At 71.7% G+C, this 14,814-nt stretch carries 13 protein-coding genes and 2 tRNA genes; 8 read left to right on the top strand and 7 right to left on the bottom strand.

Translation table 11 applies throughout. The features are described from left to right. Positions 1–340 precede the first annotated feature (340 nt). Both tig and ACTMMA_RS01205 read right to left on the bottom strand, forming a co-directional pair. Complete coding sequence (gene tig / locus ACTMMA_RS01210) at positions 341–1,825, bottom strand: trigger factor (RefSeq protein WP_441188267.1); 1,485 nt, start codon at positions 1,823–1,825, stop codon at positions 341–343. 82 nt (positions 1,826–1,907) lie between these two features. Beyond that, a tRNA-Pro gene (locus ACTMMA_RS01205) sits at positions 1,908–1,984 on the bottom strand. 110 nt (positions 1,985–2,094) lie between these two features. On the opposite strand from ACTMMA_RS01205, the gene ACTMMA_RS01200 reads away from it, so the two are divergent. After that, positions 2,095–2,165: transfer RNA gene (locus tag ACTMMA_RS01200), tRNA-Gly, on the top strand. A gap of 105 nt (positions 2,166–2,270) precedes the next feature. Here the strand turns inward: ACTMMA_RS01200 and ACTMMA_RS01195 are convergent. Beyond that, the gene (locus tag ACTMMA_RS01195) at positions 2,271–2,816 is read right to left on the bottom strand and encodes an NADPH-dependent FMN reductase (RefSeq protein ID WP_441188266.1); all 546 of its coding nucleotides are present in this window, start codon (positions 2,814–2,816) and stop codon (positions 2,271–2,273) included. A gap of 101 nt (positions 2,817–2,917) precedes the next feature. Here ACTMMA_RS01195 and ACTMMA_RS01190 point away from each other — a divergent pair, with 101 nt between their 5' ends. Both ACTMMA_RS01190 and ACTMMA_RS01185 read left to right on the top strand, forming a co-directional pair. Beyond that, positions 2,918–3,526 carry an SIMPL domain-containing protein gene (locus tag ACTMMA_RS01190; RefSeq protein WP_441188265.1) on the top strand — a complete coding sequence of 203 codons (609 nt, stop codon included), beginning with the start codon at positions 2,918–2,920 and terminating at the stop codon, positions 3,524–3,526. 154 nt (positions 3,527–3,680) lie between these two features. Beyond that, positions 3,681–4,034: an antitoxin gene (locus tag ACTMMA_RS01185; RefSeq protein WP_441188264.1), complete on the top strand. Its 354-nt coding sequence runs from the start codon at positions 3,681–3,683 to the stop codon at positions 4,032–4,034. Between the two features lie 95 nt (positions 4,035–4,129). On the opposite strand, the gene ACTMMA_RS01180 is transcribed toward ACTMMA_RS01185, so the two are convergent. Both ACTMMA_RS01180 and ACTMMA_RS01175 read right to left on the bottom strand, forming a co-directional pair. Further along, positions 4,130–4,597, bottom strand: coding sequence for a ribose-5-phosphate isomerase (locus tag ACTMMA_RS01180; RefSeq protein WP_441188263.1), 468 nt, complete (start codon positions 4,595–4,597; stop codon positions 4,130–4,132). A 94-nt stretch (positions 4,598–4,691) separates the two neighbouring features. Continuing rightward, positions 4,692–5,339: a mycothiol-dependent nitroreductase Rv2466c family protein gene (locus ACTMMA_RS01175; RefSeq protein WP_441188262.1), complete on the bottom strand. Its 648-nt coding sequence runs from the start codon at positions 5,337–5,339 to the stop codon at positions 4,692–4,694. 116 nt (positions 5,340–5,455) lie between these two features. On the opposite strand from ACTMMA_RS01175, the gene pepN reads away from it, so the two are divergent. Continuing rightward, on the top strand, positions 5,456–8,026 hold the full coding sequence (pepN, locus tag ACTMMA_RS01170) for an aminopeptidase N (protein WP_441188261.1): 2,571 nt from the start codon (positions 5,456–5,458) through the stop codon (positions 8,024–8,026). Positions 8,027–8,158: 132 nt separating this feature from the next. On the opposite strand, the gene ACTMMA_RS01165 is transcribed toward pepN, so the two are convergent. Continuing rightward, the gene (locus tag ACTMMA_RS01165) at positions 8,159–8,608 is read right to left on the bottom strand and encodes a protein-tyrosine phosphatase family protein (protein ID WP_441188260.1); all 450 of its coding nucleotides are present in this window, start codon (positions 8,606–8,608) and stop codon (positions 8,159–8,161) included. A 41-nt stretch (positions 8,609–8,649) separates the two neighbouring features. Then, a complete protein-coding gene (gene malQ, locus ACTMMA_RS01160; RefSeq protein ID WP_441188259.1) occupies positions 8,650–10,773 on the bottom strand; it encodes a 4-alpha-glucanotransferase in 2,124 nt (707 codons plus the stop codon). A gap of 137 nt (positions 10,774–10,910) precedes the next feature. On the opposite strand from malQ, the gene ACTMMA_RS01155 reads away from it, so the two are divergent. The 4 genes from ACTMMA_RS01155 (at position 10,911) to ACTMMA_RS01140 (ending at position 14,799) form a co-directional block, all read left to right on the top strand. After that, entirely contained in the window at positions 10,911–11,816 is a 906-nt protein-coding gene (locus ACTMMA_RS01155) for a mechanosensitive ion channel family protein (protein ID WP_441188258.1), read from the top strand. A gap of 70 nt (positions 11,817–11,886) precedes the next feature. Next, positions 11,887–12,432: a SigE family RNA polymerase sigma factor gene (locus ACTMMA_RS01150; protein WP_441188257.1), complete on the top strand. Its 546-nt coding sequence runs from the start codon at positions 11,887–11,889 to the stop codon at positions 12,430–12,432. Position 12,433: 1 nt separating this feature from the next. Continuing rightward, on the top strand, positions 12,434–14,341 hold the full coding sequence (locus tag ACTMMA_RS01145; RefSeq protein ID WP_441188256.1) for a hypothetical protein: 1,908 nt from the start codon (positions 12,434–12,436) through the stop codon (positions 14,339–14,341). 59 nt (positions 14,342–14,400) lie between these two features. Further along, entirely contained in the window at positions 14,401–14,799 is a 399-nt protein-coding gene (locus ACTMMA_RS01140) for a globin (protein WP_441188436.1), read from the top strand. Positions 14,800–14,814: the final 15 nt, after the last annotated feature.

The following is a 14,814-nucleotide window of genomic DNA, read 5'->3' as shown; positions in this document are numbered from 1 at the left end:
CAGGGCCGCCGCACACTCCCGCGGGTGGGCCGTGTTCGCCCTGAGCGCAGCGAGGGACGCCTCCATGGAGTCACCCGCCCACAGGAGAAGCGAGTCACCCGGCTTCGAGAGAACCGTCGTCCGGAAAGTGAACCGTCGTCCGGGAAGAACCGGACGACGGTTCACTTTCCGGCTGACGGTTCAGTTTCCGGCCGAGGGGGTTGGCCCGGCCGCGGTGCGAGATGGCCCGGCCGCGGTGCGAGATGGCCCAGGCGCGGTGCGGGGAAAGGTGGTGCGCCGTCGCGACACGGCGAGGGCCCCGACCGGTGCGGTCAGGGGCCCTCGTCGACGGTGCGGGTGATCAGGCCTTCGCGTCGTCCTCGGTCTCGGTGACGTCGTCCGCCTGGGTCTCGTTGGCCTCGTCAGCCTCGGCCTCGTCGGCGGAGTCCGCGGACGGGGCGGAGTCGGCCGAGTCAGCGCTGTCGGCGGAGTCGGCACTGTCGGCGGAGTCGGCACTGTCGGCGGAGTCGGCACTGTCCGCAGACTCGGCGCTCTCGCCCTCGAGCTCGTCCTCGTCACCGTCAGGGTCGATCTCGTCCAGGTCGACGACGTTGCCGTCGGTGTCGGTGACCTTGGCCTGCTCCAGGACGGAGGCCAGCGCCTTGCGGCGGCCGACCTCGGCGACCATCGCGGGGACCTGGCCCTGCTGGTCGATGGTCTGGGCGAACTGCTGCGGGTTCATGCCGTACTGCTGGGCCATCATCATGATGTACTCGATGAGCTCGCCCTGGTCGACCTCGACCGAGTCGCGCTCGACGAGGGCGTCGAGCAGGAACTGGGTCTTCATGGCCTTGGTGGTCGACTCGGTGACCTCGGCGCGGTGCTCGTCGTCCTCCAGGCGGTTCTCGCCCTCCAGGTGACGGTGCACCTCCTCCTCGACCAGGTTGGCCGGGACCTCGATGTCGACCATCTCGAGCATCTTGTCCAGGACGAGGTCGCGGGCCTTGATGCCCTGCTCGAACTTGGCGCCCTGCTCGGCCTGCTTGCGCAGGTCCTCCTGCAGCTCGGCCAGGGTGTCGTGCGGGCTGGCCAGCTGGGCGAACTCGTCGTCCAGCTCGGGCAGCTGACGCTCCTTCATGGCCTGGACGGTCACGGTGACGTCGGCCTCCTCGCCGGCGCGGTCGCCACCGGCCAGCGGAGCCTTGAACTCGACGGTGTCGCCGGCCTTGGTGCCACGCAGCGCCTTGTCCAGGCCCTCGAGCATGTTGCCCGCACCGATCTCGTAGGAGACGCCGGTGACGGAGTCGATCTCGTCGTCACCGATCTTGGCGGACAGGTCGATGGTGGCGTGGTCGCCGGTCTTGGCCTTGCGCTTGATCGGCTTGAGCTCGGCGAAGCGGCCGCGCAGGGCCTCCATGCGGGTCTCGAGGTCCTCGTCGGAGACGGTGACTGGGTCGACCTCGACCTCGATGCCGGAGAAGTCGGGCACCTCGAAGGTGGGCACGACGTCGACCTCGGCCTCGAAGGCGAAGTCCTCGCCGTCGGCCATCGGCAGCTGGGTCAGGTTGATCTCCGGCTGGCCCAGCGGGCGGATCTCGTGCTCGGAGATGGCCTGCGTGTAGTACTCCGGCAGGGCCTCGTTGACGGCCTCCTGCACGACGGCGCCACGGCCGAAGCGCTGGTCGATGATCCGGTTGGGGACCTTGCCCTTGCGGAAGCCGGGGATCTGCACCTGAGCGCCGATGGTCCGGTAGGCCGCATCGAGGCGGGGCTTGAGGTCCGCGGCGGGGACCTCGACGGTCAGCTTGACCCGGGTGGGGGTCAGGTTCTCGACAGCGCTCTTCACTGCTGGTGCTCCAGAGGGTTGTGGGTGATGGATCGGGTATGCGGTTCCGCGCGGGGACGCGGAAAGTCACCTTCATGCTAGGTGGTCGGGGTAGCCGGATTCGAACCGGCGGCCTTCCGCTCCCAAAGCGGACGCGCTACCAAGCTGCGCCATACCCCGTGGATCGCGTGCACGGAGCACCACAACCAGAGGGTTAGACTACTTCCTCGGACCGCTCGGTCCGAAAAAGCATGCACGCGACTCCCGCCCGAGCGGGGCGCAGCAGGCTCGCGGGTGTAGCTCAATGGTAGAGCCCCAGTCTTCCAAACTGGCTACGCGGGTTCGATTCCCGTCACCCGCTCTCCGGTGCGCAGCAGGCGCACGAGAACGGCCCTCCCGGTCACCCGGGAGGGCCGTTCTTCGTCGAGAGGTATACGGCGTGCCGTCACCTCGTGCGTGGGCGCGTTCAGGACTGCTGGCGCTCCACGGCCTTCTCGAGCTGCGTGAACAGCGTCGTGAGCTCCTCGGGGCGGCGCTCGTTGGGGGCGAAGGTGTCGCCGTCCCACTCCAGGAAGGTGGACATCGAGACCTGGGCTCGGACCACGACCATCTGGAAGTTGGCCATGATCTGGCGCCAGTGCTCAACGGCGCGGACGCCGGACTCGGCGCCGTAGGAGACGAGCCCGACCGCCTTGCCGGTCCACTCCGGGCCGAGCCAGTCGACGGCGTTCTTCATGCCGCCGGGGACGGAGTGGTTGTACTCCGGCGTGACGATGACGTAGCCGTCGCACTCGTCGACGGCCGCGCTCCAGGCCTTCACTTTCTCGTCGTCGTACTGCTTCTTGGCCCCGCCGGGGACCTTGGCCCAGTCCAGGACGGGCAGGTCGAACTCGGCCAGGTCGATGAGGGTGTAGTCGACGTCGCGCTCCTGGGCCGAGGAGTGGACCCACTCCGCGACCTTGGCGCCCTTACGACCCTCGCGGACCGAAGCGATGATGATGCCGATCTTCATATGAGGAGCTCCTCGTGACAGGGAAAGCCGGACCTACCCCCCTGGGGCGGCCCGGCGATGGGGACCTCTGTAGTCCAGCACACCGGCCTACGATCGGCACCATGAACTCCACCGACACCGTCGTCGTCCTGGGCAGGGGCACCGCGGCCGCCGCCCCCGACACCCTGGTCCTGGACCTGCAGCTCGAGGGCCACGGAGCGACCGTGGCCGAGGCCCTCGACGCGCTGACGTCCGCCTCCGGCGCCGCCCACCAGGCGCTGCCGGAGATGTCGGTGCGCACCCACGGCCTGGGCCTGCACCCCAGGCACGACAACCACGGGCGTCAGGTGGGCCACACCGCATACCAGCAGCTCCAGGTGCGCTCCCCCGGACCGAACGACGCGGGCGAGGTCGTGCGGCGCCTGTCGGAGGTCGTCGGCAACGCGCTGGGCGTCAACGGGCTGCGGCCCGAGCTGGCCGACACCGTGGAGCTGACGGCGCAGGCCCGCGACCGCGCGTTCGCCGACGCTCAGGCCCGGGCCGAGCAGCACGCACGGCTCGCGGGCAGGCGCCTGGGTGCCGTGCGGCAGGTGCGGGAAGGCGACGCCGGCAGTCCTCGGCCGATGGCGACCGCCGACGCGCGGGTGGCGGCCTTCTCCTCCCCCACCGTCGAGGCGGCCGACCATCAGGTCGTCGTCTCCGTCGAGGTGACCTGGGACCTGGTCGACTGACCGACGACGCACCGCCCGAGCCACATCGCCGCAGGTCAACGGCCTATCGGTCGACAGGCACGGGCACCTGTGGTGGGCTTTTTCATGCAGGGCCCGGCACCGGGCCAGCAACGATCGACGATCACCAGATCCACGACGAAGGGACGACAGATCCATGAGCGGTTTCCTCGACAAGGCCAAGGCGAAGCTCGACGAGGTCATGGACAACACGACGCTGGACGAGAAGGCGCAGGACACCTACGCCCAGCACGGCGACAAGGTCGAGGGCGCGATCGACCAGCACGCCGACCGCATCGATCAGGGCATCGACCAGGCGGGCACCTTCATCGACGACCGCACCGGCGGCCGCTTCGGTGAGCAGATCGACGCCGGCGGCGACCAGCTGCGCGAGCGCCTCGACGCCCTGGACGGCAAGCAGGACGACTTCGCGACCGACCCCGTCGCGCCCGCGGACCCGGCCGAGCCCGTCGACCCGACCACGCCGGCCGACCCGCGCCCGGAGGCCTGAGCCCGGCTCACCCAGGCGCACGAAGACCCGGGCACCCACGTGGGTGCCCGGGTCTCGCGCTGTCCGTCGCGCCGCTGCTGCCCGGCGCGCCGACGTCACGGCAGCGGCGGGAGCGTGCCGTCCTCCTCGTAGGCGGTCATCATGTCGATGCGGCGCTGGTGGCGACCCTCGCCCGAGAAGGGCGTCCCGAGGAAGATCCGGACGATCTCCCGCCCCTCCTCGAGGGTGTGCATCCGGGCGCCGATCGACACGACCCGGGCGTCGTTGTGCTCCCGCGCCAGCCGGGCCAGCTCGGGGTTGTAGGCCAGCGCGGCGCGCACGCCGGCGACCTTGTTGGCCGCGATCTGCTCGCCGTTGCCCGAGCCGCCGAGCACGATGCCGAGGCTGGACTCGTCCTGGGCCACGGCCTGGGCGGCCCGCAGCACGAAGACGGGATAGTCGTCGAGGGCGTCGTACTCGGTCGGGCCGTGGTCGACGACCTCGTGCCCCTCCTGCGCCAGCCAGGCGACGAGGTCGCGCTGCATCTCGAAGGCCGCGTGGTCGCCGCCGATGTGGACACGCATGTCATCTGCTCCTGTGGGTCGTGCGTCCCGGGCCGTCGGCCCGGATCTCCTGGGGTATGCGGTGCTGCGGCTAGGTGCTGCTGCTGTGCGGCGCTCAGCTGAAGTCGGGCCCCTGCGTGCGGGTGCGCTTCAGCTCGAAGAAGCCGGGGGTGCCGGCGACCAGGACGCAGCCGTCCCAGAGGCGGCCGGCCTCCTCGCCCTTGGGGGCCGGGGTGACGACGGGCCCGAAGAAGGCGACCCCGTCGACGGAGATCACCGGGGTGCCGACGTCGTCGCCGACCAGGTCCATCGCGCGCTGGTGGCTGGCCCGCAGCTCGGCGTCGACCGACTCGCCCTGGGCGATCTCGACGATGGCCGGGTCCAGGCCCAGCTCCTCGACGACCTCGGTCGCCAGCGCGACGTAGTCGGAGGTGCCCCGGCCGTCGAGGTGGATGCGCTGGCCGTAGGCGTCGTACATCTTCTTGCGCAGCTCGTTGGCCTCGTCCTCGGGCAGGTCCTTGGTCGCGGCGATGATCGAGCGGGGACCGACCCAGGCGCCGTCGTTGAAGGCGCGGTAGTCGGCGTCGAGGTCACGGCCCTCGTTGAGGACGGACAGGCTCATCACCGACCAGGTCACGTCGAGGTCGCGGACCTGCGCGGCCTCCATCATCCAGCGGGAGGTCATCCACGCCCACGGGCAGGCGGGGTCGAAGAACAGCTCGGCGCGGGTGCCCGCGCCGCTTCCAGAGGTGTGTGCGGTCATAGGCCCCATCGTCGCACCCGGGTGAGGAATGCGCGCACCGCGGCCGAACCGCATACCCTGGACCGGGCCGCGGACCAGAACACCCGGCCGAACGAACCCCGACCAGGAGGCACCGCATGCCCGGCACGAACCTGACGCGCGACGAGGCGACTCAGCGTTCTTCCCTCATCTCCACCGAGTCCTACGAGGTCTCGCTGGACCTGACGACCGGCGCGGAGACCTTCGCGACGACGAGCACCGTGCGCTTCGGCTGCGCGCAGCCCGGGGCGGAGACGTGGATCGACTTCGTCGGCAGCTCGGTCGAGTCGGTCGTGCTCAACGGGCGCGAGCTGGACCCGGCGAAGGTGTGGGCTGACGGCCGGATCGCGCTGGGCGACCTGGCGGCCGACAACGAGCTGACCGTGGCCGCGACCGGCACCTACATGAACACCGGCGAGGGCCTGCACCGGTTCGTGGACCCCGCGGACGGCGAGGTCTACCTCTACAGCCAGTTCGAGGTGCCCGACAGCCGCCGGATGTATGCGGTGTTCGAGCAGCCCGACCTCAAGGCCACCTTCACCTTCCGGGTCACCGCGCCGGCGCACTGGCAGGTCATCTCCAACGAGCCGACCCCCGAGCCGCAGCCGGCGCCGGAGGCGGGCAACGTCGACGGCGGCGAGGTGGCGCTGTGGGAGTTCGCCGCGACGCCGCGCATCTCCTCCTACATCACCGCGCTGGTGGCCGGCCCCTACGACGTGGTGCGCGACTCGGTCACGACCCGCAAGGGCGAGGTGCCGCTGGGCGTCTTCTGCCGCCGCTCGATGCGCCCGCACCTGGACGCGGACAACATCCTCGAGGTGACCAAGCAGGGCTTCGCCTTCTTCGAGGAGGAGTTCGACCAGCCCTACCCGTTCACGAAGTACGACCAGATCTTCACGCCGGAGTACAACATGGGCGCGATGGAGAACGCCGGGTGCGTGACCATCGTCGAGGCCTATGTCTTCCGGTCCAAGGTCACCGAGGCGATCGTGGAGCGGCGCGCGCTGACGATCCTGCACGAGCTGGCGCACATGTGGTTCGGCAACCTGGTGACCATGAAGTGGTGGGACGACCTGTGGCTCAACGAGTCGTTCGCCGAGTGGAGCTCGACGGCCTGCCAGGCCGAGGCGACCCGCTGGACCGACGCCTGGACGACCTTCGGGACGGCCGAGAAGGCGTGGGCCTACCGCCAGGATCAGCTCTCCTCCACCCACCCGGTCGCCGCCGACATGGTCGACCTGGCCGCCGTCGAGGTGAACTTCGATGGGATCACCTACGCCAAGGGCGCCTCGGTGCTCAAGCAGCTGGTGGCCTATGTCGGGCGCGAGCCCTTCCGTGACGGGCTGCGGGCCTACTTCGCCAAGCACGCGTGGGGCAACACCACGCTGGCCGACCTGCTCGTGGAGCTCGAGGCCACCTCGGGCCGCGACCTGTCGCAGTGGTCGAAGGTCTGGCTAGAGACGGCCGGGGTCAACACCCTCGCGCCGCAGGTCTCGGTCGGGGCCGACGGGCGGATCGAGTCGCTGGAGATCGTGCAGACGGCGCCCGAGTCGCACCCGACCCTGCGTCCGCACCGGCTGGCCGTGGGCGCCTACGCCCTCGACGGCGGGGTGCTGCGGCGCGTGAGGCGGGTCGAGCTGGACGTCGACGGCGAGCGGACCGCGGTCGAGGAGCTGGTCGGCGAGGCCATGCCCGACCTGCTGCTGGTCAACGACGACGACCTGGCCTACGCCAAGATCCGCCTGGACGAGAAGTCCCTGGCGACCGCGCTGGAGCACATCCGTGCCTTCGAGGACTCGCTGCCGCGGTCGCTGTGCCTCGGCGCGGCGTGGGACATGACGCGCGACGGTGAGATGGCCGCGACCGACTACGTGCGGCTGGTGCTCAAGGCGCTGCCGGGCGAGACGGACTCGACCCTGCTGCGGGTGCTCATCCAGCAGGTCACCACGGCCGCGCTGACCTACACCGCGCCGGCCCACCGGGCCGGGGTCGTGGCCGAGCTGGCCGCCGGGCTGCGCTCGGCCGCCGAGTCGGCCGAGCCCGGGTCGGACGCCCAGCTGCAGCTCGTCACCGCGTGGGCCGCGCTGGCCCGCTCCGAGGCCGACGTGGCCCGGGTCGGGGCGCTGCTGTCGGGCTCGGAGGTCCTGGATGGTCTCGAGCTCGACCAGGACATGCGCTGGACGCTGCTGACCTCGCAGGTCACCGCCGGTGCCGCGGGCGAGGCGGAGATCGCCGACGAGCAGGCGCGGGACAACACGGCGACCGGCCGCGAGAAGGCCGCCCGCGCCCGCGCCTCGGTGCCGACCCCGGAGGCCAAGGAGGCTGCCTGGGTGGCCGCCGTCGAGCAGGACGGGCTGTCCAACTCGGTGCTGGCCGCGATGGGGCTCGGCTTCGGCTGGGTGCACGACACCGCGCTGCTCGAGCCCTACGTGGACCGCTACCACGAGGTGATCGAGAAGGTCTGGTCGCAGCGGACCCACCACATCGCCGAGTCGCTGGCCGTGGGCTTCTACCCCCTGCCCGCCGCCTCCCAGCGTCTGCTCGACGCCTCGCAGTCCTGGCTCGACTCCCACCCCGACGTGTCGCACTCGCTGCGCCGCACGGTCTCGGAGAACCGCGACGCCGTCGCCCGCGCCCTCAAGGCTCAGGCGGTCGACGCCACCCACTGACGACGCACCGCGCGCTCCCCCCTACCACCAGGCGCGTCCTTTGGTTGTTCTGACAGCCACCGGGCGCGCCTTGTGGTTGTTTTGCGGGCGACCGAGCGCGTCCAGTGGTTGCCGCGGCCCGACACCCGCAGCTCAGCGCAGTCCTTCTCCGGCCAGTTCTCGGAGCCAGCGCCGCTGACCTGGGGTCTCGACCGCACGCCGACGGTATGCGGCACGCACCCACCTGATCGCGTCGTCACCGGACAGCGGTCGCCCTGAGCTCGAGGCCGCCAGGATCGTGAGAGCCGCGAGCGCGGTGCCTGTCCTGCCGTTCCCCCCTGCGCATACCACCTCGACCCTCTGGGTCGCCGCTCTCTCCCAGGCCTCAGTCAGAGCCTGGACCGCGTCTTCGGTATCGCTGGGGACACCGAAGTCACGCCAGCGCAGCTCGCGACCGGGGAAGGAGGGGTCGACCGGACGACCGGCGAGCGTGAGTGTCCACTCGGCCAACTCGCCTCCCGTACCGTCACGGCGTTCTCGGCCCCGGACGAGTCTCCCGTCGGGGAGCTCGAGCACTCCCACCACGCCGCGCGTCCACGTCATACCTCATCCTCCCCGCGGAGCGGGGAACACGCCCGAGAGGGTCAGTCGGACTGGTTGACGGCGCGGGCGAGGCGGCGGGCCGAGCGCCAGGTGAAGAGCTCCTCCAGCATCACGGGCGAGCCGTCGGGGCCGGCGAGGGGGACCCGCCAGTTCGGGTACTCCTCGTCCGTGCCGGGCTGGTTGATGACGCGCTTGTCGCCGGCGAGGTCGCTCACGCTCACGCCGAGCAGCTTGGCCGGGGTGCGCGTCAGGAAGACGTGCAGGGATTCGACCTGCTCGGGCACCGAGGCACCCTCGCGCAGGAGCCCGCGCCGGACGAGGTCGTCCAGCACCTCCTGGCGGGACTTCTCGTCGGTGGCCTGCTCCTCCTCGAGCGACCGCTCGAGCAGCCCGAGCCGGTGACGCAGCTCGACGTGCACGCCCTCGAGATAGCCCGCGGTCGGCGGCAGGTCGTGCGTGGTGACGGTGGCCAGGCAGAGCTCGCGATACTCCTCGGGGTCGACGAGGCTGCCGTCGGTGTCCCAGTTGCGCTCGAACCACATGATCGAGGTGCCCATCACCCCGCGCGAGGCGAGGTAGTCACGGACCCACGGCTCGACGGTGCCCAGGTCCTCACCGACGACGACGGCGCCGGCGCGGTGGGCCTCCAGCAGCAGGATGCCGATCATCGCGTCGTGGTCGTAGCGCACGTAGGTCCCCTGGAAGGGCTTGGCGCCCTGCGGGATCCACCACAGCCGGAACAGACCGATGACGTGGTCGACGCGCAGGCCTCCGCTGTCGCGCAGCGCCGCGCGCACCATGTCGCGGTAGGGGGCATAGCCCAGCTCGGCGAGCTTGTCGGGACGCCACGGCGGCTGGCTCCAGTCCTGGCCGAGCTGGTTGTACTGGTCCGCCGGCGCACCCACGGTCACACCGCGCGCCAGCGCGTCGCCCAGCCCCCAGGCGTCGGCGCCGTCGGGGTGCACACCCACGGCCAGGTCGGAGATGACGCCCAGCGCCATCCCGGTGTCGAGCAGGTCACGCTGCACGCGGCCGAGCTGGTCGTCCAGGATCCACTGCAGCCAGCAGTGGAACTCGACCTCCTCGGACATCTTCTCGCGGAAGGCCTCGACCTCGCGGCTGCGCGGGTCCTGCAGCTCCTCCGGCCACTGCCGCCACCAGGTGCCGTGGACCTGGCAGAGGGCGCACCACGTCGCGTAGTCGACCAGGCCCTGGCCCTCCCGCTCGACGTAGGCGTTGAAGGACCGCTGGCGGCGCAGCGATCGACGCTGCTTGAAGATCATCCGCAGCGCGGCCTCCTTGGCCAGCCACACCGCGTCACGCTCGAGGAACTCCAGGTCCAGGTAGCGGCGGGCGTCGTCGGCGTGCCACTCCACCAGCTGACGCTCGGCGGCCGACAGGTAGGCCACCTCCGGCACGTCCTCGACCCGGATGTAGAGCGGGGAGACGAAGCGGCGGCTGGTCGGCAGGTAGGGCGAGGGCTCGATCGGCGGCACCGGCTCGGCCGCGTGCAGCGGGTTGACCAGGACGAAGTCGGCGCCCAACCCGGCGGCCCACGCCCCGGCGTCGCCGAGGTCGGCCAGGTCACCCATCCCCCACGACTCGGTGGAGCGCATGGCGTAGAGCTGCGTCATCAGCCCCCAGCTCTGGGCGCCCTCCCCCGCGAGCGCCTCGGGCAGCGCGATGGCGGCCGGGGTGACCACCAGCGGCATGGTCCGGCGGGCGTCACCGACGCGGACCTGCACCGAGTGCCAGCCCAGCGGCAGGTCCTCGGGCAGGTCGAGCTGGATGCGGACCGCCTCGACGCCGCCGACCTCGCGGGTCTCCCGCCCCGGGAGCGCGTCGAGCTCCTGCACGCCGCCGTCCTCCAGGACCAGGCGCGCGTCGAAGGCGGTGCCCTTGGCCAGGTGCACCGGCACCTCGGGGGCGGTGCCCTCGACGGCGACGACGACCGGCGGCAGGACGCGCGTCCAGGGCGCCTTCTCCGCCGCCGCGAGCGAGGCCTCGATCTCCTCCTCGCTGCCGGCGGCGACACCCAGCGCGGCCAGCACGGACAGCACCGTCTCGGCAGGCACCTGCGTGTGCCGGCCCTGCCAGTCCCAGAACTCGGTGGCCACGCCGTGGGCGGCGGCCAGCTCGGACAGTCGGGTGGTCAGTTCGGTCACGGGGCAACGGCCTTTCGGACGGCGTTCACAGGTGGTCGCGGGAAGCACGGTCGGGTTCGGGTGCAACTCGTCCTAGTTTGGCAGGCTTCGGGCCCACCTCCACCATCGTGGCGCGGCGAGCGGGTTCAATGGCGGGTATGCAGCAGCTCGCCTCCCCCTTCTCCTCCTGGGACTCCACGGTCGAGTGGTTGATGGGACCGCCCCTGCGGATCGTCCTCATCCTCCTCGGTGCCGTCGTGCTCCGGTGGATCGTGCACCGCGCCATCCGCACCGTGGTGGACAACGCGGTGGAGCGGGCCGACAAGCACGAGCGCTCGAGCATCGAGCGCGTCCTGCACGCCGCCACAGGCTCCAACCAGGAGCGCCGCCGCCAGCGCGCCCTGACCCTGGGATCGATCCTGCGCAGCCTGGCGACCTTCTCGATCGCCGCGATCGCGCTGCTGACGGTCATGGCCGAGCTGGGGCTGCCGCTGGCGCCCCTGCTGACCTCGGCCGGCATCGGCGGCATCGCCCTGGGCTTCGGCGCCCAGGCCCTGGTCAAGGACTTCCTGTCCGGGGTCTTCATGATCATCGAGGACCAGTACGGCGTCGGCGACGTCATCGACACCGGCGAGGCGACGGGCACCGTCGAGGAGGTGACCCTGCGCGTGACGAGGCTGCGCGACGCCAACGGGGTGGTCTGGTTCATCCGCAACGGTGAGATCGTGCGGATCGGCAACAAGAGCCAGGGCTGGGCGCTGGCCACGATCGACATTCCCGTGGCCTACGACGAGGACCCGCAGCGGGTGGCCGCTCTGCTGGGCCAGGTGGTCGAGGAGGTCGCCCGGGACGAGGCCTGGGCCGACAAGCTCATCGACACCCCCTCGGTCGCCGGCGTCGAGTCGGTCTCGGGCGGGACCATGACGATGCGCATCTTCGCCAAGTGCCGCCCGGGTGAGCAGTACGGCATACCCCGAGAGATCCGCGAGCGCGCCAAGCGCGCCTTCGACGCGGCAGGGGTGCGCGGCCCGGCCATCACCCCCTTCGGCGGTCCGCAGATCTGAGGATCTCGTCGGTCGTGACAACCATCCCCTCGCCCCGTCGCGTCGACCAGGGTGAAGGGAAGGGGTGACGATGACCGACGACGGACGAGCGACGTTCACCGAATTCGTCGTGGGCAGCAGCGGTGCTCTCCACCGGACCGCGCTCCTGCTGACGGGCGATCCGCACATTGCGCACGACCTGCTCCAGGAGGCCCTGCTCAAGGCGTGGGGCGCGTGGGACCGGGTCACCGAGCAGCCCGTGGCCTACGTGCGGACCATCCTGGTGCGGGAGTTCATCTCCTCCAGGCGCCGGCGCTGGCACGGCGAGCACCCCACGGAGCACCTGCCCGAGCAGCACGGGACCACCGGCAGCGTCGGCCCCGTGGGCCCGTCGACCGGGGGCACCGATCCGGAGACCAGGCTCGCGCTGGCCGCCGCGGTGCGGGCCCTGCCGCCGCAGCAGCGGGCGGTGGTCGTCCTGCTCTACTTCCACGACCTGACCGAGGCCGACACCGCCCGCACCCTCGGGATCGCGGTCGGGACGGTCAAGTCCCACCACGCGCGGGCCCTGGAGGCCCTGCGCATCAGCTCAGACCTGGCGGACGACGCCGTCCCCGCCGACGACAGGGGGAAGTGACATGGCACCCACGATCGAGGACCTCCGCACCACCCTGCAGGAGATGGCCGACGAGCACCCCGCACCGGCTCCGGCCGACCTGCTCGCGGAGCTCACCGAGGACCGGCGGGCGCGACGCACCCGACGACGCTGGGGTTATGCGGCTGCCGTCGCCGCCGCGGCCGTCGTCGGCGTTGTCGCGGTCCAGGGGCTGCCCGACCCGGGTGCCCTCGACCGCGCACCGGCCGGCGAGCAGGACCGGCCGGCCTCCGGCGAGTGGCTGCTCACCGACGGCGCGCCTCCTCCGGCCGCGGCCGGGCTGGCCCTGCTCGACTCGGCAGAGGTCTCGGCTGGCGGCACCGTGCAGGTCCCCGACCCCGAGCCGTTCAACCAGCGACAGCGCTACATCGTCATGTGGTGCGACGAGGGGCCTGCCGCGGACGACCCTGCGGTCCGGCCGCCGAGCCTGGTGCTCGAGGACAGCGGCGTCGCGGTCCCCTGCCTCCCGCGCGCGGGAGGTGACGGGAGCGGCATACCGTTGCCCCTTCCTCCGGCAGGAGATGCCGGTGAGCTGGCCGCCACCTGGCAGGGTGACGTGCCCCGGGACGGCGGGGCCGTGGTGGCGGTCTACGAGGAGGCGGCGCGCAGCACCTATCCCTTCCCGCCCCGGCCGGACGCTCCCCCCGAGCCCCCATCCCTGCCTGCGGACGCGGTCGTGGTCGGACCCGTCGCACCCCAGGCCGAGGTCCAGGACCCGCAGGGGACGACCGTGCGACAGATGCACGTCCGCACCGTGAGGCTCGGGCCGGACTCACAGCTCGACCTGTGGGCCGCGGGCCCGGGCGTGCTGCGCGTGCAGGTGGACGGTGTCTGGGTGACCGACGACGGTGACCTGGACGCCGAGGCCGACTGGCGCCGCCAGGACCCGGAGCTGCGGGACCTCGGGTGGCAGGTGTTCACCCCGGGCCAGCGGCGGACGCTGGAGCTGCCGGACGAGCTGCTCCCGGCCGCCAGGCAGGAGCGGACGGTCCAGATCGCCGTGCAGCCGGTCATGGGCACTCAGGAGTGGCAGGTCGCCGTGACCGGCACCGGCCCGGCCCCCGAGGCCATCGCGCCCTCCACCGACGCCGCCGGCATGCCGGAGTGGTTCGGCGGGTTCCGCCGCGCGGCGACCTGGAACGTCCCGACGGACGGGGCCTTCCACGACCTGCAGGTCCCGGACGAGCTTACCGGGACCGAGGCGGCCTGGGCCGTGGCCTGTCCCGGTGCGCTCGGCTCCATCCCCCTGGCCTCGGTGAGCGTCGGTGGCGACCCGGTCCAGCACGGGCTCAGCTGCGGGGACGTCGACCTCGCCCTGCTCAACCTGACACTGACCCGGACCCTGGACGGCGGGATGCCGACCACCTCGGGGCCGGTGATGGCCAGCGTCGAGGGGACCGAAGGGACCGAAGTGACCGGGGTGCTCAGCGCCTACGTGCCGGTGCCCTACGAGGACTTCGACTTCGCCGCGGCGACCCCGCTGCCGCAGGACGAGGACCCCCTGACCTGGACCTTCCCCGAGGGGACCGAGGTCGAGGCGTCGGTGGACCTGGAGGACTTCGTCGACGGTCGGGCCACGCTGACCACGACCGACCGGACCGTGGCGATGCGGATCAGCAGCGAGGGCGTGGGACGGGTCCGCATCGACGGACCCCCCCGGGCTGCGCAGCGTGGGCATCCCGGCCGACGGGTGGTGGTCCAGCTGGACCGACCAGGCCGTCTCCCAGCCGATGCTGGGCTCGCTGGATCACGCGCTGCGGCCCGGCGACGAGCTGGAGTTCACCGTCGAGGGCTATGCGCCCGGCAGCCTGCGCATCGAGCTGCTCAGGGTCGCCGGCGACTGACCTGGGTGGGCTGGCGCGGCCGGGATCGAGGACAATGGCAGACGTGACAGACCAGCCCGCCACCCCGCCCACCGGCCGTCCCGAGCAGCCCGGGGAGGGCGGCCGCGTGCCCCAGCAGACCTTCTTCGAGCGGATCGGCGGCCACGAGACCTTCGAGCGGCTGGTGCGCGAGTTCTACCGCGGCGTCGCGCAGGATCCGCCGCTGAAGGCTCTCTACCCGGAGGAGGACCTCGGCCCGGCCGAGGAGCGCCTGCGCCTGTTCCTGGAGCAGTACTGGGGCGGTCCGACCACCTACTCGGAGAACCGTGGCCACCCGCGCCTGCGGATGCGTCACGTGCCCTATGCCGTGACCCCCACCCAGCGCGACCGCTGGCTGCACCACATGAACGCCGCCATCGACTCCATCACCGACCGCCTCGACGTCATGGACGAGCACCAGATGCGCGCCTACATGGCCCACGCCGCCCAGGCGATGGTCAACACCCTGGACGACCCCGAGGCCTGACCGGCGACACACTCT

Source organism: Ornithinimicrobium panacihumi, assembly GCF_052073805.1.
GTDB classification, from domain to species: domain Bacteria; phylum Actinomycetota; class Actinomycetes; order Actinomycetales; family Dermatophilaceae; genus Ornithinicoccus; species Ornithinicoccus panacihumi.
Note: the sequence above shows the minus strand (reverse complement) of the source record. Positions and strands in the feature narration are given on the sequence as shown.